Below are 20,587 nucleotides of genomic sequence, written 5' to 3'. Positions count from 1 at the left end.
TTAAAAACTACTTTGTTAATATATTATGTCATAGTTTTATTAGGCACTTTTACCTAAATCTACTATGCTAAAACAATAGTTTTATTAGTATACTGATGCTATAAATGATGAGTAGTTCTGTTCCGGAAGATAAAAAATTAACCGTTATTGTTCGAGTGGAACCTGGTTGTCTTGGACCAGAAGGGATGAGCCACATCGAAGACTTTTGTAAGTTTGTTTATTCCAAAGAAGCTGCGCTTAATTATCATTTTGTTAATTGGTCATTTATTCCACGATATGATAAGGCACTACCTGAGTTTGCATTTCAGATAGGTAGTCGAGATATTTCGTCTGATATGGCTGATAAATATTTACGAATATTTTCCAGAGAATTAGATGCATTTGAGGATGAATTGCACGATCATTTAGCCAACTATATAGAAGAGTATCTAGCAGCTTGAGGCTAATAAACTTATTCAAAAAGTATATTATAATGCCAGAAGAAATTCCTGAGAATTAGCATGACTTCTAGCATGAATGAAGATGAAAAGATAAATCATCAAGTCAAAAAATCCCAAAAGTATTTTAATAAATTAAGTTTGTTTTTTTATGACTGGGTACTCTATGGTATTATTTCAAAATATGCTTGGGGTTGTTCAACAAAACGGCTGGATGATCACTATGCGAATTATATAAGCAATAATCATCTTGAGGTCGGGGTAGGAACAGGCTATTTATTAAACAGGGTAAGGTTTCAGTCAGAAAAACTACGTTTGGGCTTGATGGATTTAAGTCAAAGCTGCTTGCAAAAAACAGCAAAAGCAGTCGCTCGTTATCAACCAGAAATTTACCAGCAAAATCTACTTGAACCAATAACAGAGTCAATAGCATCTTTCGATTCTATCAGTATTAATTATGTTATGCATTGTGTGCCCGGAAGCTTTAAAGAAAAAGGTGTTGCTTTCAAACACTTGAAATCGTTGCTAAATGAAAATGGTGTTTTATTTGGCACTACGGTATTGTACCAAGATGTACCAAAAGGACTACTTGCAAGGTTGGTGCTAGCTATCATGAATAGACTTGGAGTATTTAACAACAAACAAGATAGCTTAGAGGAACTACGAAATTGCTTGTCATCCAACTTTAGTCATGTTGAATTACAGGTAGAAGGTTGTACGGCAATATTTTCTGTTAGACCTTGATTTCTATCCTATCTGACTTACAAATTTATAGCTAGCGCAAATGGTATACTTATTCTGATTGCATGTTTGCTAAGTGCCGCTTAGTCAGTGATATAAACTGAGGGGTTAAGCCAACATCTTCGTAAATTGGGTTTCCATCTTCATCATAAGCTACCACTTTTGATCCAGACTGGTAAGGAAAAGCTTCTTCCAGCTCATCTAATGCGGCAGATAATAAATCAGTTATTATTTGCTGTTCTGAACGGCCTTTATATAAGTCAGCAATGGCAGCAATTTTGGCGGCATCGTGCTGGGTCAAGCGAATTTCATAAAACTTGCGAGTGCGCTGTTCCTTGTCTGGGCTACCCCATAGTTCAAGTAAGTCACGGATTTTCATAGTAATTTCCCTATTCGAAAGTAGCTTGCTTGGTATTAATAGTAGACAAGAGTTGATCAAGCCAGCTAGTGGATTGATTGTTTTCTTCAAGAACTGCATTTTCTATTCTCTGGTTACTCGACTTAGAGTCTGTATTCACTGATAATTTGCCCTGTTAGATTAAATTAAAGTGAGTGTTTGCTGGTCTTGCTTTACTAATTAGTAGCTTTAGGTGAGCAATTGAATGCGTTCAAAAGATGTTGTAATAATTGGTGCAGGTGCAGCAGGCTTGATGTGTGCGGCTGAGGCTGGAGCCAGAAGTAGATCCGTTCTGGTAATTGACCATGCCAACAAGCCTGGCAAGAAAATTTTAATGTCTGGTGGTGGGCGTTGTAATTTTACCAACCTCTATGTTGAACCTGATTGTTTTTTATCCAGCAACCCACACTTTTGTAAGTCAGCATTGAAGGGATATGATCAGTGGGCCTTTATTGCTCAGGTTGATCAGCATCAGATACCTTGGCATGAAAAAGAAGAAGGCCAGCTGTTTTGTGATAATAGCAGTAAAGACATTCTTGATATGTTACTGACAGAAGTAACAAAAGTGAATGCTACAGTTGAAGTGCTAACACAGTTAAAATCGGTGGAAAAACAGACTAAAGGCTTCAAATTAGGACTTGAAAAAATAGATAAAAAGAAAAACGTCATTAGTACTGAAGTGATAGAGTGTCAGTCACTCGTTATTGCAACGGGTGGACTTTCAATACCTACCTTGGGAGCAACGGGGTTTGGTTTTGAGCTGGCAGAGCAGTTTGACCATAAAGTGCATACCTATCGTGCTTCATTAGTCCCATTTACTTGGAATAATGAAGATAAAACTTGGTTTTCTGAATTATCAGGTATTTCCTTACCAGTTTCGATTACTGCAAAGTCAGGTAAACAATTCAAAAATCAACTACTATTTACCCATCGTGGTATTAGTGGGCCCTCAGTACTACAAATTAGTAACTATTGGAGACCTGGAGAAGCGGTAACAATTAATTTATGTCCACAAATAGGTGTGCTTGATGAATTAAAAGAACGCAAGCAAACCGATGGTAAAATCCAGTTGAAAACAGTTTTAAATCAATGGCTACCTAAACGGCTTACTGATAAGTTAATGGAGCGTTATTTTACCAATAAAAAATTAGCTGAGCTAAGCAGTAAAGAGGTAGAATCCATTGCTAATCAATTAAATCATTGGCAGTTTATGCCAGGTGGAACAGAAGGCTATCGGACGGCAGAAGTCACCTTGGGTGGTGTCGATACAAATGATGTGTCTTCAAAAACCATGGAAAGCAAGCTAGTAGAAGGTCTATATTTTGTAGGAGAAGTTTTGGATGTTACAGGGCACTTAGGTGGCTTTAACTTCCAATGGGCATGGGCTTCAGGCTATGCTGCTGGGAAGTATGTATAAAAGACTAGGAAACTAAAGAGAGTAAAGGGATTTAGTTAGTTGTTTTGGTGAAATTTGGAAAATACATATCTTGCTATAAAATTAACTCCTTTCGATTAAGCCATACATAATTGGTGCTTGTATTGACACAGTTGAAAGTGTTTAGCACTATTATTTTTAATAAGTTTGTGTCTTTTAATTATGGACTTTAAAGGCTTTTTATGAATATTTTTCAAAAATATAGTGCAATATTGTTACTGAGTATGAACTTAAGTGTTGGTGTTGTTGCTGCTGAATGTGACAAAACCAATTTAGCTGTTCAAGTATTAGGATCTGGAGGGCCAATTGCTGATGATGAGCGTGCAAGTTCTGGATACTTGATCTGGCATAACAACAAGTCAATTGCCTTAGTTGATATGGGAGGGGGAGTTTTTCAGCGGTTTGGTGAAGCCCAAGGAAAAATAGAAGACTTAGAACTGATAGGGATAACCCATTTTCATACTGATCATGTGGCTGATTTGCCTGCTTTACTAAAAAGTGGCTTTTTTATTAATCGGAAAGATAGTCTACTCATTTCTGGTCCTGCAGGTGGATCACGCTTTCCAGGTTTGATTGAATTTATGGATGCATTGTTTAACCCGAAGTCTGGTGCATTTCGATATTTATCTGGTTACCTCAGTGGTAAAGGTGGGTTATTTAAAACAGAGCTGTTGGAAGTAGACAACAAATCAGAGCAACCTACCTCTGTCCTAAAGGAAGATGGTTTAAAAGTTTCAAGTGTAGGGGTTAATCATTGGGCAATTCCAACGGTCGGTTATTTAGTGGAAATTAATGGTAAAAAAATAGCTTTTAGTGGTGATCAAAATGGTGATAACCCCGCTTTCCTTAAACTAATTCAGGGAGCCGATATTCTGTTTATGGCTCATGCGGTGCCAGAAAAAGCAGATCGAGTGGCAGGGCGATTACATGCTAGTCCGTCTGTAATAGGTAAACTGGCTAACGAGGCTAAAGTAAAACGGTTAGTGCTGTCTCATTTTATGAAAAGAAGTTTGGATACCCTGGATGAAAACATAAAAATAATTGAGAAAAATTATTCTGGGATAATTGAGCTAGCAGAAGATCTGGAGTGTTTTAATTTGAATTAAAAAGCTGTTTTGGAAAGCGCCAGGAGAGGGTATTACTCCTTATTCACTCTATAGCTTAACTTTCACCGCTACCATATCTGTAGTACCAAGACTATCTACAACACTAATCTGGTATTTACCTGCTTTGGAAAATTCATATTGAAAGGCTTGTTTGGGTGTGGTTTCTGCAATTAACTGTCCATTGATAAACCACAGGTGTTTGCCAATGCCTCCATTGGCAGACAAATTAATAGATATTTGGCTTGCATTTGCAGCAGGAATTAATGTGCGATCTTTTATACTGTTGATTTGAACCCCGTTAGCGAGTATTGGTTGCACGGTTTTACAGTTTGGATCAGAAGAGGGGAGTAATTGATTACGTTGCCATTTTTTCGGTAACCAAGGGTCTAGTTCCCTTGGCCAAAGAACAACTTGCTGGCGTTTAGAAGGGAGCTTTGTGCAATTAATACTGACTCGTTTGCCTGTTGTTGGGTTAATAAGCACACTGAGTTTTAACGGATTTTGAATAATTTCTGGATTGGTTAAGGTAGGTGGCACCTGATCGTTTAACACAAAGGCGCGTTTAGTCTGATAGCAATGTTGTTGGTTTTCTTTTAAGCTTTTTATTGTGCCCAGAGGCCAGCAAATAGAGGTTTGACTGACACTTTGTGGTCGTTTGATATAAGGTTTTTGGTAGGGTAGCAGTTGATAAATTTGTTGTAATAAAGGAACGGCAGTGATTCTACCGTGATAACCTGGCATAGGGCTACCATCTGGTCTGCCCAGCCAAATGCCAATGGTATAATGATCACTGACGCCGATTGCCCAGGCATCACGAAAGCCGTAACTAGTGCCTGTTTTCCAAACCAGTGGTAAATAGTCTTGTGTTGTTTGGTTATCTTGATCAACAAGCATTTGTCTTACAATCCAGGCAGCGCCTGAGCTCATTAAATAGCGTTGCTGTAGAGGTTGATCTATTGTGAAGCGAGGGTAAGCGGCTAAACCACCCATTGCTAATGCACGATAATTGCCGACTAACTCCTCTAGTTTTATTCCAACACCACCTAAGATTACCGATAAGTTGGGTTTGCCCTGTTGGGGAAAATGTAAAGCAAGACCTGCATTTTGTAGTTGAGCAGCAAACTTCTCTGGGGATAGGTATTCCAATATTTGTACGGCAGGAATATTTAATGAACGTTTTAATGCATTGGTAGCAGATACCGGCCCATGAAATCCTTGGCTAAAGTTTTCAGGGCGATAGTGTTTGTTTAAACGGGGTGCATCTGTGAGTAAAGATGCGGAATGAATAAGCCCCTCATCTAATGCCATACCATAAGCAAATGGTTTTAATGTAGAGCCTGGCGAACGAATAGCATTTATCATATCTACATGGCCTAATCGCTTGCTATCGGTGAAATCTGCAGAACCAATATAGGCTTTGGTTGCCATGGTTTTATTTTCTACAACTAATACGGCAGCAGATGTTTTTTTTGGGAGTTGACTGACATAATCCTTAACAATAGTTTCTGCTGTTACCTGTAATTGCCAGTCAATCAAGGTTTGTATTTTACTGTTACTGGGCTTGGCTAATCTTCTAGCCAATAAAGGCGCATTCAAATGATGGGCTAATTTATTGGTGTAAACAGGCTCTATTTTGGCCGATTTAATTCGTTCTTCACTCCATAACGAAAATTGGGTAAGTCGGTCTAAAACCTTATTTCTAGCTATTTCAGCCCGTTTCGGGTGCCTATCTGGCCGGAACCAGCTGGGGGCTTGAGGTAATACGGTTAACAAAGCCGCTTCTGCGTCAGATAAATATTGACTGGATTTACCTAAGTAAGCATAACTGGCAGCTTCAACCCCTATTACCGTACCGCCAAATGGTGCATTATTTAGATAAATAGTTAAAATTTCATCTTTGGTTAAATACCACTCTAGTTGTAATGCTCGAAAAATTTGTTTTAATTTGCCTGTAATAGAACGTTGGTGGGGATCAATTATTCTTGCAACTTGCATGGTTAAGGTAGACCCCCCAGAAACGACTTTTCCATTACTTGTGTTTTGCCAAAGGGCTCTTAATAAAGCAAAAGGGTTTACGCCTGGGTGGGAGTAAAAATATTGATCTTCATAGGCTAATAATGCAGTTAGATAATTTTCTGAGACTTGATTGATGGTAATAGGGTATTGCCAGTTACCTTTTTTATTAGGAAAGTTACGTAATGGAGTGCCATCTTCAGCGACGACAACTTGAGTATATTCAGATGTTTGCTGCAATTGCAGTGGGAAAAACCAATCGAGCAGCAAAAAAGCAGTTAGCAGCAGAATGCTGATTAATGCTGTGAGTTTTGTTAACTGCTTTCGTTTCATATTTTACTTCTATTTTAGCCCTCACCCAAAGAGGGAGTTGCGATATTACTCTAAACCAAGTTCCTTCTCCCCTTTGAGGCTGTCGCAAAACTACTGTGCTTGCAAGTGCTGCGTTAAAAATCGACTCAAAGTGCTCATTTATTAAGTATAAACTCCGCTTTTTCGCCGATTTTTGCCTTGTCTTTGCTGCGCTCCTGATCTTTTGCGACACCCTTCTTTGGGGAAGAAGGTTAGGATAGGGGATTATTTATTTATAATTTCTAAATTATCAGGTGTTTTTCCTATGGCTCTTTTCTCAGGTAAATACATATCTTCTATAAGTGTTGGAGGAACTGCATATTTACCTGGGGTAACAGCTCTTGCTAAATAGAAAATGTGGTAGCTATCATGGGCATAACCACTGGTATTAATAGCAGCGACGAAGCGGTCATCACGATATTCTACATGGTTGAGTTCGACACTTTCATGCCACTTGGCAATGGGCTTACCATTAATTTCGATTTGGTCTAGTTTAATGCTGTGATTCAGACTTTGATTTTCCAATTCTAATCCGGCGGGTAATAAGTCTACTGCGAGAATATTTCTAGAATAATAGTTGCTATTCACGACTAACTCAGTAATCACAAAATCACCACTTTTAAGTCGGTCAAGCTTAACAGGTTGACCTTCTAAGTTATAAAAATTACGGCTTACTTCGATGCCTCCGTTACTCACTGGTTTTGGCGGATCTAATGGGTAACCGCTGTAAAACAGAGAGGCATAAAGTGGTTTGTTGGTTTTACTTTTAATTTTAATAGCCTGGGTTAACTGTTCACCAGTTAATTTATAGTAAAAAGCTTGATCAGACTGATGTTCAATTGTTTCTCCACCAATATTCAAAGTTGCTTGCCAATTATCTTTATGAGTTAGAAAACTATAACCCGCCATTACCAGCGCATTACGCTCCTGAGTGCTTAAGTAACGACGACTTTTTAGCAAGTCTTGCAACAAGTTGGCTAATTTACCAGTGGCTTTGTCAGTAAAGTCGAGGGTATTGGCAAGATACAGAGATAAAGCCAAGTCCCTAATGCGTCCACCATAGTTAATGTAAAATTCATCATCACTTAGCAAACGGGCTTTGGCTTTTTCCCAAGCTTGGTTGGCGTGTTTGTGGTCACCATGTAACTGAAAAGCTGCTGCTAGATGGGTATAAGTTAGCGGTGAAAACTCCTTGTCACTGATTTGTTGAAATAGATTTCTCAGGCTGCCTAGAGGTGCTTTGGTGGCTTTTGCCAAAACATATCCTGCATAGGCTTTAATGCTGGCATCCCATTGATTTTTATCATTATAGTAAGTGCTTATGGTATGACGGGTTTGCACATAATGACGGAGGCGATTCTGAGCTCTTTGAATAGCATCGGTTGGCACTGTAAAACCTTTGCTTTGAGCTAGCATTAAAAAGTCTGTGGCATAAGCCGTCAGCCAAAACTCTTCATGGCTATGGCTATCCCATAGACCAAAACTGCCGTTAGATTTTTGCATACCTAAAATACGGCTAATGCCTTTATTCACCGCTTTAATTTTGCTACTGGTGCTTTTGGTTGAAACGCCGAGTTTTTGAAAGTCCTCAGAGTCCATTAGTGCATGAGGAAAAATGCCGCTGGTAGTTTGCTCAAGGCAGCCATATGGGTAAGCATTTAAGGCATCAATGTGGGCTGCAATATTAAGCGGTGGCATGCTGCTTAATGCCAAGCGGCCAACGGCTGAGCCTTCCAGCCAGTTGAAACTATCAGGTGCCAACGATATTTGTTGGTTAGGAGTAATTTCAGCAAACTGTTTGTTAGCAAGCGCCGGGTAAGCGGGTCGAGTACCTAACCGCCACTCCCGGTTAATTGAAATAGGCTGGTCATGACCGGCTAATTGAATATTATTAACGGTTAAACTAATAATCCCTTGGCCGATAATGGGTCTAGTTTTAATTGCATAGGTTAATTGGGTTTTTGCCTGGTCAGCTAGGTGTATAGTTTGTGGCTCTAAATCAGTTGTTGTTTCGATTGCATTGGCAGTGGTTAAGTGAACGGTTAAATCCTGCTGAGCATCTGACAGGTTGTGTAAGTCTAATACCAGTTGTGATTGGTCGCCGTTAGCTAAAAATCTTGGCATGCCTAACTGAGTTACAACGGGTGCTGCTACAGTGACTTCTTTATCAGCAAATCCAAACTGTTCATCATTAAAGGCGACAGCCATTAAGCGTAGTTTGCCATTAAAATCAGGGATTTCCAGACTAATTTCAGCTTCTCCGTTTTCATTTACTGGAACTAGCCCTGAAAATAAAGACACAATTTTTACTACGGTATCAGGTTTTTTCCCTCCTTTTAATAAATCGCCATCGCCCCCATAGCGTAAACTCCCTTTAACCCCTTTTGCTGCTAACATGAGTTGGTTAAAGACATCTAACTGATCAACTTCATAACGTCTTGGAGCAAAAAAGTATTTGAGTGGGTCGGGGGTAATAAAGTCAGTGATATTCAATACACCCACATCTACTGCTGCTAATGTTACATAAGCTTGTTTCGCCGGCTGTTGTTGTTTATCAATGACATTAACTTTTACTGTTAAGGTTTTTTCTGGTAACTGTTTTGCTGGGCTGTCTATATTAACTGTCAGCTTACGTTGGCTGCGATCAAGGGGCAGGTGTTTAATCCCTACAGCCCGAACTGGGAAGTCTCCTTGCTTAGCGGCTTTACCTGGTTGAATAGCAAGTGCAGAAAGATAAATATTATGTTGCTGCCAATTATTTGGTAAGGTGAATTGAATCTGGCTACCCTCTGGTTTGAAGTTAATGGCCTTTTTCCACAACAGTTGGTCACTTTCAACACTAACAAAACCTTTTCCTTCAATTGGGGCATATAGCGTTGCCACTACTTCATCACCCGGTTGGTAGTGAGGTTTATTTAATTCAATTTTAATTTGGTCTGGTCGGCTCCCTAGTGTTTCGCCACTGCGCCAAGAGGTTCTGAAGTTATACTGACTAATGGCACCACTTACGGTGTTTTTCACTTCTACTCGGTAATGTCCCCACTCAATGGGTAACGAAATTTTAGTTTTACCATTATCATTGGTTGTTACTGGCATATTGAGTAAATTGACTTGTTCTGTGGTGTACTCACTTTGCCAACCATTGTCATTATTAAAATACCAGTGGTAGTTGCGTTCTTCTTTATAAAAACTGACTTCTAAGGTTTGGTTGGCTTGTCGCAGGCCTTTATCATCAATACTGATAACTTCAAACTCTGCTTGGGTGTCATAGTCAGGCCCATCTTTGCTGAATAAAGGACGTAGACCAATTAATTGAGTAGTGGGTAATAGATAAAACAGCCGCTGTCGAGTGATAGGTCGGCCACCAGACTCTTGGACGCTGACTTCAAACTTAACGGCTAATGGTGACTTTGTTTCTTTCCACTCAGAGGTGAGTGTGATTTCATGTAAACCTTCATCGTTCAGGCTAGCTTCTTCTAAATCAACCAGCTGGTTGTATTCACGATAATTTTCCAAGCCAAAATAATAATCTTGCCATTGACTAAATGGGTGACGGTTGGGACGAATTAGTGCTAGCCCAGATATCTTGTTGCCTGCCGCGGGGGCTCCATATAAATATTGAGCATTGGCAGTAAAACTAATTTCGTCTGTATTGCCTGCTAATAATACTGATGGTTGAAGTGGGTTACCACCTAAATCCAGGCTGATCCTTTCTGGGATAAATTCTTCTACTTTAATTTTGTAGGTGTGTTTATTGTTGTCATTGGTTTTGGCGATGAAATTCCAGTCACCTGTAGGTGCATCTGCTGGAAGTGGAAAGCTAAAGCTGTAGTAGCCAGCTGCTTCACTATGCCAGCTGATATTGCTGACAACACGGCCATCGGGACGTTGTAGGCTTGCAGATAAAGGCATAACTGGTAATGGATTTCCATCATGGTCTCTTAAAATACCACTGACTTGCAGCGTTTCTCCTGGCCGGTATAAATCTCTTGGCGAATATAAAAATAATGACTGGGGCTGGCTGGTTTGTTTACCAGTAGCAAAGTCACTTAAATCCAATGTGGCCTGGGAAAGAGGCAAGATGCTGTACTGTTGTTTATCAGTGGCAATAGCCAATGCACCATCGCTGTTATCTATCCAAGTAGTAGCAATTCCTTCACTATCAGTAGTCATTTGTCTGATGGGTTTGTTATTTTTATCAAAGACAGTAATATCTACCCGGCTGGCAGGTTCAGCTGAGCTGATATCGCTTGCATAAATAGCCAGTTGTTTTTGATAGCGACGGGCATGAAGCGCGATATCACTCACCGTAAAATACACACTGGGGTTGCCATAAAGTTGGCTACCTGTTTCTTTTAATATTGCTAGGTAAACACCAGGTTTTTGTAGAGTGGGGATGTCTTTTACAGGAAGGTAGGAAACTGTTTGTGTGTTGGGTTTGGTGTTTAAATCAAAACGACCATTATAAACAAAGTCAATATGCTTTTTTAAATATCGGTTAAACTCATAGCTGTAAACATTCTGACGACTGCCATAGCTTTTAAGAAAATCAATAATCTTGTCTGCTTTAACTCGATAAAAGTCAACAATAACATCATTAGTGTTGGTCGCAAGCACAGGTAAGCCATCGGTTAAACTACCAGGTAGAATAAATCCATTACTTTTAAAGCTAACATGAGGAGGTAATGGAGGTGTTGTAATTGACTTGTCTACGGGGGTTGCAAGGGTTTTGCTGATAATATTAGGTAGGGCTGATGAAATAAATACCTGGTAGTTATGTTCTGGTAACAGGTTTGGGAAATAAAGAGTATTACCACTTTTATTAAGGATCCACTTTCCTGTTATAGGTTGCCCGGTTTTTTCATCAATAATGCGTACGAACTGATTAAGATTTTGTTTAGCGTCAAGAGGTGTACTAAAGGTGATAACTGCTGCAAGACTACCGCTGTACAGTTTTGCAGATATATTAGCAGCCTGGAAGGGGATAGTTTTATAAATGCTTATATTGTTATCACTTGAAGCTTCAGCCACGCTCTTGGACAACAAGAAAAAACTGAGAAAAATGCTGGCTATACACCTTAATTTTAGACTATTCATGATGTGTCCTTGAAACAGGCGGTTGTGCTACAGTTGAGGCATCTTTGGGTAGATGCTCAATCATTAAAGCATTACAAAACTATACGACGCTCATGTTATTAGAGTGCTTGAACAATATACTAACAAAAAAAACAGTCAATTCACTGGACTAAATGTGGCAAATTATGGCGGTAAGATAAACACAGAGAGGTGAAGTAAGCTGGGTGGAAAACGCTTGTTTACATTAGCTGCCAAAAACCATATAGTAAGCATTAACTAAAAACTTGGGTTGTGGCAGCTATGAGGGAATAACTGGCTACTTATTATACGCAGCTACTGAATTAACAATTGCTTTCTTGGCGGCTTCGCTACCTTCCCAGTTATCAATTTTAACCCACTTGCCTTCTTCTAGGTCTTTATAGTTCTCAAAGAAGTGCTCAATTTGCTGAATGAGCAGCTCTGGCAGGTCAGTATATTCTTTGACATTTTTATAAAGGGTAGTCAACTTATCATGTGGTACCGCAATCAGTTTTGCATCTTCGCCACTTTCATCGCTCATATTCAGCACACCTACTGGGCGACAGCGAATCACAGAGCCAATTGCTACAGGGAAAGGGGTAACTACTAAAACATCTAGTGGATCACCATCATCAGCAAGGGTTTGAGGAATATAGCCATAGTTAGCTGGATAGAACATAGGAGTGGCTATAAAACGATCAACAAAGACTTGGTTAGAATCTTTATCAATCTCATATTTAACAGGCACATTGCTGTTGGCTGGAATTTCTATTGCAACGAAAATATCGTTAGGTACGTCTTTACCTGGTGCGATGTCGTTATAACTCATTTAAAAGCGCCTTTAACTCGTTAATTTTAGCTTGCGCCGATTATAAAAGCATTGCAGGTAATTGGCCAGTATGAATATTAATCAGTTTTAGTGTTTGGTTTCAGTAGATATTGATTGTAATACTGCCTAATTTGGCGGCGCTGCTGAAGCGGATACCATCTTTCGGCAATATGGCGGTAGTGAGCCATTGGTAATAGCTTTGCGATGGCGGTATTTATAGCAGCAATTGCCTGTTTACCAAAAGGGCTCTTACTACACCCGACGTAAGTAAGTAAAAAAGGCTCAATTTCAGCCAGCTGGATCATTTTAAGTTTATCAGCATGGTTATGTTTATTAGCCACGTAACTTGCAAAATTGGGGTACTCTAATGTCCAGCCAAAGCGGTTGGAACTGATAATTTCCAGTAGCTGCTTAGTATTTGCTGAAATAAACTGTGCTTTATTAGTTGAAGACTTGTTTAATATTTGGTCTATTGGTTGGCCAAATAGTCGTTTTTGGGGAAGTAAGCCAATCCGGCTGGTCTGGTTTAAAAATTCAGTTAAGCTAATGATTTTAGGTGAGCCAAGTGACTGATATAAACTGGTGGATACAATCAATTGTTGGGTGAGTAAAATTGAATTAGGCTTTGAAAAGTACAAATACTTCTCTCGGTCTGCACTTTTGAGTAAACCTGCAAAACATAGTGGCTGCCCAGATTTAGCCTTAGTGCTAAATTGCCTCAGTGGCATAAAGATGACTTTATGGTCGAAGCCTTTTATTTGTTCAATAAAGGCTTGAATTTGTAAATCACCGACGCCGAGCCTCTGGTCCTCACCATGTACGATGAAATAAGGTTCCCAGTCATTCATTCCCCAAATAATAGCGGGCTTATTAGCTGCCGCAAAACAGGTAGGCATTAATAAGGCCACCAACCATGCCAGAAGCTGGGCCCAGTATTTGTTTTTCATGGTTGTTGCTATTATTCAACACCTTATGTGTATTTGGTGGAAAACAATGAGCAATAAATGCTTGTTTTGAAACGCAATGAAATATTCTGGTTAATGTTGTCGAAATGTCAAGTATTTCTGACAAGATATAAAAATATTTGACCTAATAGTCAAGAATTCAAGTTGCAGGCATCGGTGAAAAAATGGTTGTTTTTCCACCGATGAGAGAGGGTTATTTTATAACATTATGCACAGCAAGAGGTTTTTGCCTCGGCTAGATAAGGACCGCTATCAGCTGACTCAATGGCAATTTTCCTTGGTTTTACGGCTTCGGGCACTTCACGCTCAAGCTCAATGTGTAATAAACCATTTTCTATTCGGGCATTAACAACTTTTACATGGTCTGCTAATTGAAAACGTCGCTCAAAATTTCTGGCGGCAATACCTTGATAAAGAAAGGTTTGTTTGCTGGTATCAGTCTGTTTTTTACCTGAAACACTCAGGTTGTTTTCTTCAACTTCAATATGTAACTCTTCCTGACTGAATCCTGCTACAGCCATGGAAATTCGATATTTATTTTCTTCAATTAACTCAATATTATAAGGTGGATAGGCTGGTTGGTTTTGCTCTGTTCTAGACACGTTATCTAATAAAGAGAATAAACGGTCAAAACCAATTGCAGAACGATAAAAAGGTGAGAAATCATAGCTGTTACGCATCATCATATCCTCGAATTAATAAGCAATATGAAACTGAGTGTTGATCTTAATGAATAGACTCAACAATTAAATTAAAAGTATTTGTAATGATACTTTTAATATTTTGGCAACTCGTAAATAGACCTTGCCTATATCAATAAGTGGGGATGAAAAATTAGCTTTCAACCCCTTTTAAGGAAAAATGTGCGATCATTAGGTGAGTGAGATAAGAATCTAGAATAGGTAAATAAAATTTAACTTCTTTGAGTAAGAGCTTGATCAGTCGTCCAGTGGGAAAAAGCGATTCCCATAGCGATAGAAGCCTAAGTCTCGGAGTTCTTGGTCTGTTAGCTGATTGAATACATGTTCACACCGCTTCATTTTTCGGTGTTCTTGTAGTTTGTTTTTTAGAATGTTGATCAGTTGAGTTGGGCCTACTTTGGTTAATGCCTCTATACCAAATTGGCCAGGCGCATGTTTGGTCATAAGGTCTCCCTGTAACACTGTCTTCCAATGGACATTGCTGCTTATTAATGATGATTAGCTACTTTCTTTCACAGTGATGCCAACCATGGTGAAAGAGGTATTGTCAGGTTCTTCGCTTGAGGTCAAGAGTTATTGCCGCCTGAGTAAGTAGGCTGAATATCACATTAATTTACAAATATGGCTTTATTTTTAGGTAGTGAGCTTGGAAAAAAGAGTATAAATAATATTATGAATATTGTACTCAAGCTTGGTTTAGTGTTGGTTAAATCGATGTAAAGGGAAAAAGTTGGCGCCTTCACGATACCAGCCAATATCCTTCAACTGTCGATCACTTAATTGAGATAACATTTTATGGGTTTGTCTCTTTTTTAACCAGTTAAAAAATTCATGACGAATATTCTTTAATAGCTGACTCGTAGTGATCTCGTTAAATGCTAAGCTGTTAGCTCTGTCTGATTCTAATTGGGTCTCTAGTATGTGACCATTATTCATTGTCTGACTCCAAACGTGCAATAAGTTCTATTGAGGCTGCATTCTGCCACTGAAAAATGTCTATCAGTTGAATAGGCGCAGTCACTTCAGTGACAGTTTCAAGCCCAACATAATTAATTCAATTTAATCTAATGTAGTTGGTTAGATTACAGGCTGAAGCTTGAATGTAACTAGTTGCTTACAATTTAATCTTTAAAAAACAACAGTTAACATTCACTGTAAAAAGTTGTGATGTTAATATTTGTATGAAACAGCAAATTCTACAAACGAGTAATTATCATGTTATGGATTAGAATTTCTCATGCATAAAGTTCGCTTAACGCCTACTATGTTAAGTCGCCTTGCAATTTTTGAAGTGGCTGCTGATGAACTTAGCTTTACTAAAGCTGCAGAGAGACTGTTTGTTACTCAAAGTGCAGTGAGTCACCAGATAAAGGCTCTGGAAGCAGACCTAAATATATCGCTGTTCATCAGACAAGCAAGAAAGTTAGTGCTAACTAAGCAGGGGGAGCTATTAGCTCAAGCGGTAAGGCATAGTTTGCTTGAGCTAAGGCATACCTTAAAGCACTTGTCGTCTGTGGTAAATAATAGACTGACTATTTCTTGTACTCCTTCATTTGCCTCTCGTTGCTTGTTGCCAAGGTTATCTGAATTTCAGCAAATGCATCCGGATGTCGAAGTAGTTGTGGTTGCAGAAGCAAGGCGGGTAGATCTCAAAAAAGAAGATGTAGATATTTGCATTCGAATTGGATACGGCGATTATTCTGGTTTGTTAGTGACTAGAATGACCAATGAGATCATTATGCCGGTTTGTAGTCCTGCTTTATTAAAAAATTTAAAAAAACCGATATCTTTACGGCAACTAAAAAAACTGCCACTGATTGTTGAAAGCGCTCAATTTTGGGATATTCCTGAAAAAGACTGGTCATACTTCTTTCGATCTTTCGGGATGGATGTCAGCATTAAGCCAAAAAACCTTTATAGTCATAGCTATTTAGTGCTGGAAGCTGTTATCGGTGGTCAGGGTGTTGCATTAAGCCAGTCAACGCTGGTTCGGGATGCAGTAAAACATAATATTTTGGTTAAACCTGTCTTGGAGGAAATAGAAACGAGTGCAGGTTATTTTTTGTTATCGAGACCAGATCATGAAAACCCGCAGCTAATTGAATCTTTCAAGGAGTGGTTAACTAATCAAATGAATTATGAAAATGCAGTAACAGCTGTTGCTTAAAAATGGGTTTAAAAATAGTAAGTTATTTATGTGTCTTTTATTTGCAGCTGATGTTGGCGATATTGTTTAGGAGATAAGCCTGTGGCTGTGCGGAATGCATGATTAAAGTTTTGCTGACTATTAAAAAAAAGCTCAAAAGCAATGGTTTTTATTGGCAGCTTGGTATCTTTCAATAATTTTTTTGCTAGATAAGCAAATGCTTTTCCTGATATTTTTTTATAGCTGTTACCTTCAGCTTGGAGCTTTCGTTGTAAAGTCCTTTCACTCATTTTTAATTGACTTGCAACTTGACTAACAGGCATTCGGATAAGCTCTGGTTTTTTTAAGAATAAGTCATATAAGTAAACTGATAGTGGCGTCATTTTCTTTCTTACCACTTTTTGTTTATGCACTTCTTCTAGCATAGTTAGAAAAATACCTTCATCATAGTTGGTATTTTCATAACTTAATAGTGAAGTGGGGAATACTAATTTGGTTTGGTTCATCGAAAAATAAACAGGGCACTGAAATATTTTTTCATATTGGGCATGGTTTGTGGGGGCTGGGTGAATAAACCAAATTTCATTGATTATTGGGTGGGCTCCGATAAATAACTTAATTGCGTATATCCAAGAGCTAACTCTTAATTCATCTGCAATATTAGCTATAGTTGTATGGTTGATCAGTTTTGGGGATACTAACTCACAGTTATCCCCTTGGTAGGTTAATTGAGGTGGGGCATAAATATCCATGAACTCATTGTAGTATTGAATAAAAACTTGAATAGACTTTCCTAATGTGGGAGCAGATAAGGCCATCAAACCTACAATATCACAGCTACAGCATGAATGATTTTTCATTATGTTGAGATGAAAGTTTGGGTCTCCAGTAATTGCTATGCAGCCCAGAATAATACGTTCAAACTGCTCGCTATTATAGCCACAGATATGGCCAAAATTAGTTGCTTGTGAAATACCTATTTCCTTGAAAAAAGATTCTCTGGTAATGCCGTAGTCTTCCATGGTTAAAAATAAGGCTTCGAGATAAGATGCAGCTACATGCATGGTAGTAAAATACCCTTTTTGGCTATAAGGTTAGCCTCCATGCATGGCAATATATACAGAAACTCCTAACTGTTAGTTGATAATAAGGGGGTTTATCAATCATGTAAAATCATTGTTAATTATATATTGGGAGCTGTACTATATATTTGAGTGATGGTTTGGGTATGGGGTAGCCTACTTTCTAATCAAAAATATTTGTTTTTCTGGAATATCAGCTTATGATGAAATTCAGACTGGTTCTGAAGCTTAGATGTGTAAGAGTTGATAGCTCTATATAGTTTGTAAGAAAACAGAGTTAAACATCTGTTTGAATTATTATGGACTGAATTCTAATAGTGAGTCTACCTCAAGAAAATGTAGCATAGTCAGAAGCTAAATAGAGAAGAAGTTGTTACCTTATTTGGCTCATGAGTCACTAGGTGAAGACATTAGTCTACTAAACAAATAATTTATACCTTATGCTAAAGGTATTATAGGCGATAAAATTAACCAGTTAGAATTGAACGTGTTGATCTCAGACCAAATAGCTAAACATATTCGGCAATATGTACACTGTCTTAACTTGGCTAAAGTACAACAGCAAAGTTTGGTAAGCATATTATCTAACGAAGAAGGTGAGAACGGATGCATTTCATTAGCACAGTTAGATGAAGCATTGCTTTTCATTTATGCTGTTACTAAAGATCCTGATATTCACTTGAAAATAGCATCTAATATGACAGTTAGCAGCCTTGGTGTAGCAGGGTTGCTTGCATTAAATTCGAAATCTGTCGAACACTGTATAAATTGTTTAATAAAGTATTGCGGCAATATGATTGGTTCTGGTGCTGAACTAAAGCTTGATAACCATTCATCTAGTTGTAAGCTTAGGTTTTCTTTTAAAGCAGAGTATAGTTTAGTAATAGAGTTTCTATCTGTATATTCTTTGTCATTTGTTGAGTTTGTATTGTCTTCTATGACTTATCAACAATTTCGTTATACTCAACTAAAGATGCTGAGAGGTAAAAATATTTTTAATTTAAGCATTGTGAATAGATTTGGTTGTATTTGTGTATTAAATAGTGCTGATTTTTTGTGGGAGTTTTGCTTTGCAGATAAGCAGCTAAAAATAAAAGCAGTATACTATCATGAGCATCTTTATAAAACACTGCAGTTAAAGCTTTTTGAAAAAATGAATGTTAAACAAGAGCAGACCATGCAAGATATAATTTATAATTTGATATATGATATAAATGATGTGACAAAAGTAAACCTATCGGAAATAGCAAAAACCGTCAAAATGAGTCCAAGAACCATTCAAAGAAAACTAAGTGATGAAGGGGTTTCGTTTACTGAGATTCAGCAAAAAGCTATCTATCAAAGTGGTATTCGTTTTTTGAACAACCCCAGTTATAGCATTAAGGAGATAGCATATTGTCTTGGGTTTACATCTGTTCAAGCATTTCACAGAGCATTCAAGCGTGCTGCTGGTATGACACCCGCTGAATACAGGGAAAAGATTCGGTAAGCATTTTATCTCGCCTTGCTGTCGTAGATAATAATTGTTTGCGAGTATGTTATTTAATAATTTCTTTTATCTTGCTAATTAGTTTATTTTCCCATTTTACATACTTGGGATCTTTAATTTGGTGGTGTAGTTTTGAGTAGACTGGTGGTGGCTCTAAGCCATATAAAATAGGGGAGTTTAAACGTTCAAGAAAGTGGTCAATTTTATCTAGCCATAATTCACTAGTAATGTCTAAAATCCAGCCATCAACAATTTTATCAAGATTCTCTATTGAGCCTTCCAACTGAGATGGGTCAGCATTAAAACAAATATCATAGTTATACTCTACTAGTCGGTGTCTAAGTATTAAGCGATGGCTGGGGGTATCAGAAATTATTCCAAGCATGGGTTTGTTTCGAGGGCTGCTGTAGGCACAATATTTTTTAATTTGCTTGGTAATAGTTGACTGCTTAATTGGGCTGTTTAGACAAGATTCAACGCCTAATGACTTTGCTAATGCTGAAATAAATAGATCATTATTTTGGTTAAGTAAAATAATGGGAATGTTCTGTAATGATCTGTTGCGACGAATTAAAGCAATCAATTGGGTTGCATTCATTTTTGGAAGTACTGATCCTATGATTAACAGATTTGGCTTTTGAATGCGTAACCATTTGAGTGCTTGCAAACCGTCTTGGGCAATATAAGTCCCCACATTGAGGTGATTGCAATAGTCTTCTAACTTGCTGACAGCAGGCTGATGTGAACAAACAATTAGGGCAAATCGCTTATCAGTAGGCAGTTGGGAATGAGTGGCTGATGGTTTAGTAGCCACTGTTTTCAATGTTGGATTGGTTTTGTTGCGTATTAAAGAGTGGCTAGCTTTTTTTGGTGCCGCAATAGCTGGATCTTCAAGCTTATGAGCTGTAGCTGTTTGCTGGTCATGCAAAGCCACCTTGAAAAGATCTATCTCATGGAGGTTATTAACCATAACTACAACCTGTGTGTTGCCTTACTATTAAAATAGAGAGCGTTTCATCAAGCTCGCCAACTCTTTTTGCTTACTAGCCTACTACCTACTAATTGTTTGCTGGTTTTTTGGTCTTCACTTAAATAACATGTATATACGTTATACATGTTATTTAACTTTTTGCAGCTTTCCGGCTCCAGATCAGGTCTTTAACAAATTACATCTTTAGCCAAGCAGGCTGTAATTTTGTTTTTAGCCCCTGGTTTGTGCTTAGTCTGTATATTAGAACGTGCCAGGGTAAGCTATTGTTATTCTCTGGTATAGCAAGCAGCCCAGAAGTACAGTCTAAGTGTTGTAAATTGTACTTTGGTACTAGTTTTATTGCTAAGTAGCCATTTACCAATGGCTACTTAACTTTATCAAAACCAGTAAAATTTTATCCCTCTCCTGTCAGTAGAACAAGTCAAATTTTATTTGATAGTACCTTAGTATTAGTATGTTTCCTGTTGGCTGTTTTTTACCCTGAGTAATCATAGCTCGAAAATTAGAACTCTCTGTTCATGGTTACCCGTCTTTGAGCAATTTATAATGACGTAAAAATAACTACTTGAGTAATGTTTATATAAATATTGGCTATATATCCAACTGTAATGGCAAGCAGGGTAAAAGAACGTCACTTTGATTGAAGTGTATGATAGTTCGTTTGCTGTTTGATTATGTATAGGTCAGTTGTTGTTTAAATACACTATTCTCGAATGGTTTTTAGGGATTGTTGTTGTCGTTCTTCACTCTAATCATTTATAAAAAACATAAACCCATAGGGCTTTATTCCTGGAGGTCGCCCCTAAAAAT

The 20,587-nt window shown here is 38.1% G+C and carries 16 protein-coding genes; 6 read left to right on the top strand and 10 right to left on the bottom strand.

Translation table 11 applies throughout. The features are described 5' to 3' along the window. Positions 1-104 precede the first annotated feature (104 nt). Positions 105-440: a hypothetical protein gene (locus G4Y78_RS24460; RefSeq protein WP_163835495.1), complete on the top strand. Its 336-nt coding sequence runs from the start codon at positions 105-107 to the stop codon at positions 438-440. Positions 441-512: 72 nt separating this feature from the next. Beyond that, entirely contained in the window at positions 513-1,181 is a 669-nt protein-coding gene (locus G4Y78_RS24455; protein ID WP_163835494.1) for a class I SAM-dependent methyltransferase, read from the top strand. A gap of 49 nt (positions 1,182-1,230) precedes the next feature. Here the strand turns inward: G4Y78_RS24455 and G4Y78_RS24450 are convergent, their stop codons facing one another. Continuing rightward, entirely contained in the window at positions 1,231-1,557 is a 327-nt protein-coding gene (locus G4Y78_RS24450) for a type 1 pili tip component (RefSeq protein WP_163835493.1), read from the bottom strand. Positions 1,558-1,780: 223 nt separating this feature from the next. On the opposite strand from G4Y78_RS24450, the gene G4Y78_RS24445 reads away from it, so the two are divergent. Next, positions 1,781-2,992: a BaiN/RdsA family NAD(P)/FAD-dependent oxidoreductase gene (locus G4Y78_RS24445; protein ID WP_163835492.1), complete on the top strand. Its 1,212-nt coding sequence runs from the start codon at positions 1,781-1,783 to the stop codon at positions 2,990-2,992. 200 nt (positions 2,993-3,192) lie between these two features. Continuing rightward, the gene (locus G4Y78_RS24440) at positions 3,193-4,116 is read left to right on the top strand and encodes an MBL fold metallo-hydrolase (protein WP_163835491.1); all 924 of its coding nucleotides are present in this window, start codon (positions 3,193-3,195) and stop codon (positions 4,114-4,116) included. 48 nt (positions 4,117-4,164) lie between these two features. On the opposite strand, the gene pbpC is transcribed toward G4Y78_RS24440, so the two are convergent. The 7 genes from pbpC to G4Y78_RS24405 form a co-directional block, all read right to left on the bottom strand. Then, positions 4,165-6,462, bottom strand: coding sequence for a penicillin-binding protein 1C (gene pbpC / locus G4Y78_RS24435; protein ID WP_163835490.1), 2,298 nt, complete (start codon positions 6,460-6,462; stop codon positions 4,165-4,167). Between the two features lie 243 nt (positions 6,463-6,705). Next, entirely contained in the window at positions 6,706-11,577 is a 4,872-nt protein-coding gene (locus tag G4Y78_RS24430; RefSeq protein ID WP_163835489.1) for an alpha-2-macroglobulin family protein, read from the bottom strand. 295 nt (positions 11,578-11,872) lie between these two features. After that, positions 11,873-12,403 carry an inorganic diphosphatase gene (gene ppa, locus G4Y78_RS24425; protein ID WP_163835488.1) on the bottom strand — a complete coding sequence of 177 codons (531 nt, stop codon included), beginning with the start codon at positions 12,401-12,403 and terminating at the stop codon, positions 11,873-11,875. Between the two features lie 77 nt (positions 12,404-12,480). Further along, complete coding sequence (locus G4Y78_RS24420) at positions 12,481-13,350, bottom strand: hypothetical protein (RefSeq protein ID WP_163835487.1); 870 nt, start codon at positions 13,348-13,350, stop codon at positions 12,481-12,483. 224 nt (positions 13,351-13,574) lie between these two features. After that, positions 13,575-14,054 (bottom strand): Hsp20 family protein, encoded by a 480-nt coding sequence (locus G4Y78_RS24415; RefSeq protein WP_456242949.1) that lies wholly within the window; start codon positions 14,052-14,054, stop codon positions 13,575-13,577. A 252-nt stretch (positions 14,055-14,306) separates the two neighbouring features. Continuing rightward, positions 14,307-14,513 carry an HAD-IG family 5'-nucleotidase gene (locus G4Y78_RS24410; RefSeq protein WP_163835486.1) on the bottom strand — a complete coding sequence of 69 codons (207 nt, stop codon included), beginning with the start codon at positions 14,511-14,513 and terminating at the stop codon, positions 14,307-14,309. 252 nt (positions 14,514-14,765) lie between these two features. Then, on the bottom strand, positions 14,766-15,005 hold the full coding sequence (locus G4Y78_RS24405) for a DUF1127 domain-containing protein (RefSeq protein ID WP_163835485.1): 240 nt from the start codon (positions 15,003-15,005) through the stop codon (positions 14,766-14,768). Between the two features lie 301 nt (positions 15,006-15,306). On the opposite strand from G4Y78_RS24405, the gene G4Y78_RS24400 reads away from it, so the two are divergent. Then, complete coding sequence (locus tag G4Y78_RS24400; RefSeq protein WP_163835484.1) at positions 15,307-16,236, top strand: LysR substrate-binding domain-containing protein; 930 nt, start codon at positions 15,307-15,309, stop codon at positions 16,234-16,236. Positions 16,237-16,262: 26 nt separating this feature from the next. Here the strand turns inward: G4Y78_RS24400 and G4Y78_RS24395 are convergent, their stop codons facing one another. Next, on the bottom strand, positions 16,263-17,279 hold the full coding sequence (locus G4Y78_RS24395) for an AraC family transcriptional regulator (RefSeq protein WP_163835483.1): 1,017 nt from the start codon (positions 17,277-17,279) through the stop codon (positions 16,263-16,265). A 505-nt stretch (positions 17,280-17,784) separates the two neighbouring features. Between G4Y78_RS24395 and G4Y78_RS24390 the strand changes: the two genes are divergently transcribed. Continuing rightward, positions 17,785-18,786, top strand: a complete 1,002-nt coding sequence (locus G4Y78_RS24390; protein ID WP_222937579.1) for an AraC family transcriptional regulator — start codon at positions 17,785-17,787, stop codon at positions 18,784-18,786. Between the two features lie 49 nt (positions 18,787-18,835). On the opposite strand, the gene G4Y78_RS24385 is transcribed toward G4Y78_RS24390, so the two are convergent. Further along, the gene (locus G4Y78_RS24385) at positions 18,836-19,756 is read right to left on the bottom strand and encodes a response regulator (RefSeq protein ID WP_163835481.1); all 921 of its coding nucleotides are present in this window, start codon (positions 19,754-19,756) and stop codon (positions 18,836-18,838) included. Positions 19,757-20,587: the final 831 nt, after the last annotated feature.

The sequence above is a fragment of the Spartinivicinus ruber genome (assembly GCF_011009015.1).
GTDB classification, from domain to species: Bacteria; Pseudomonadota; Gammaproteobacteria; order Pseudomonadales; family Zooshikellaceae; genus Spartinivicinus; species Spartinivicinus ruber.
This window is presented reverse-complemented; position numbering and strand designations above follow the sequence as displayed.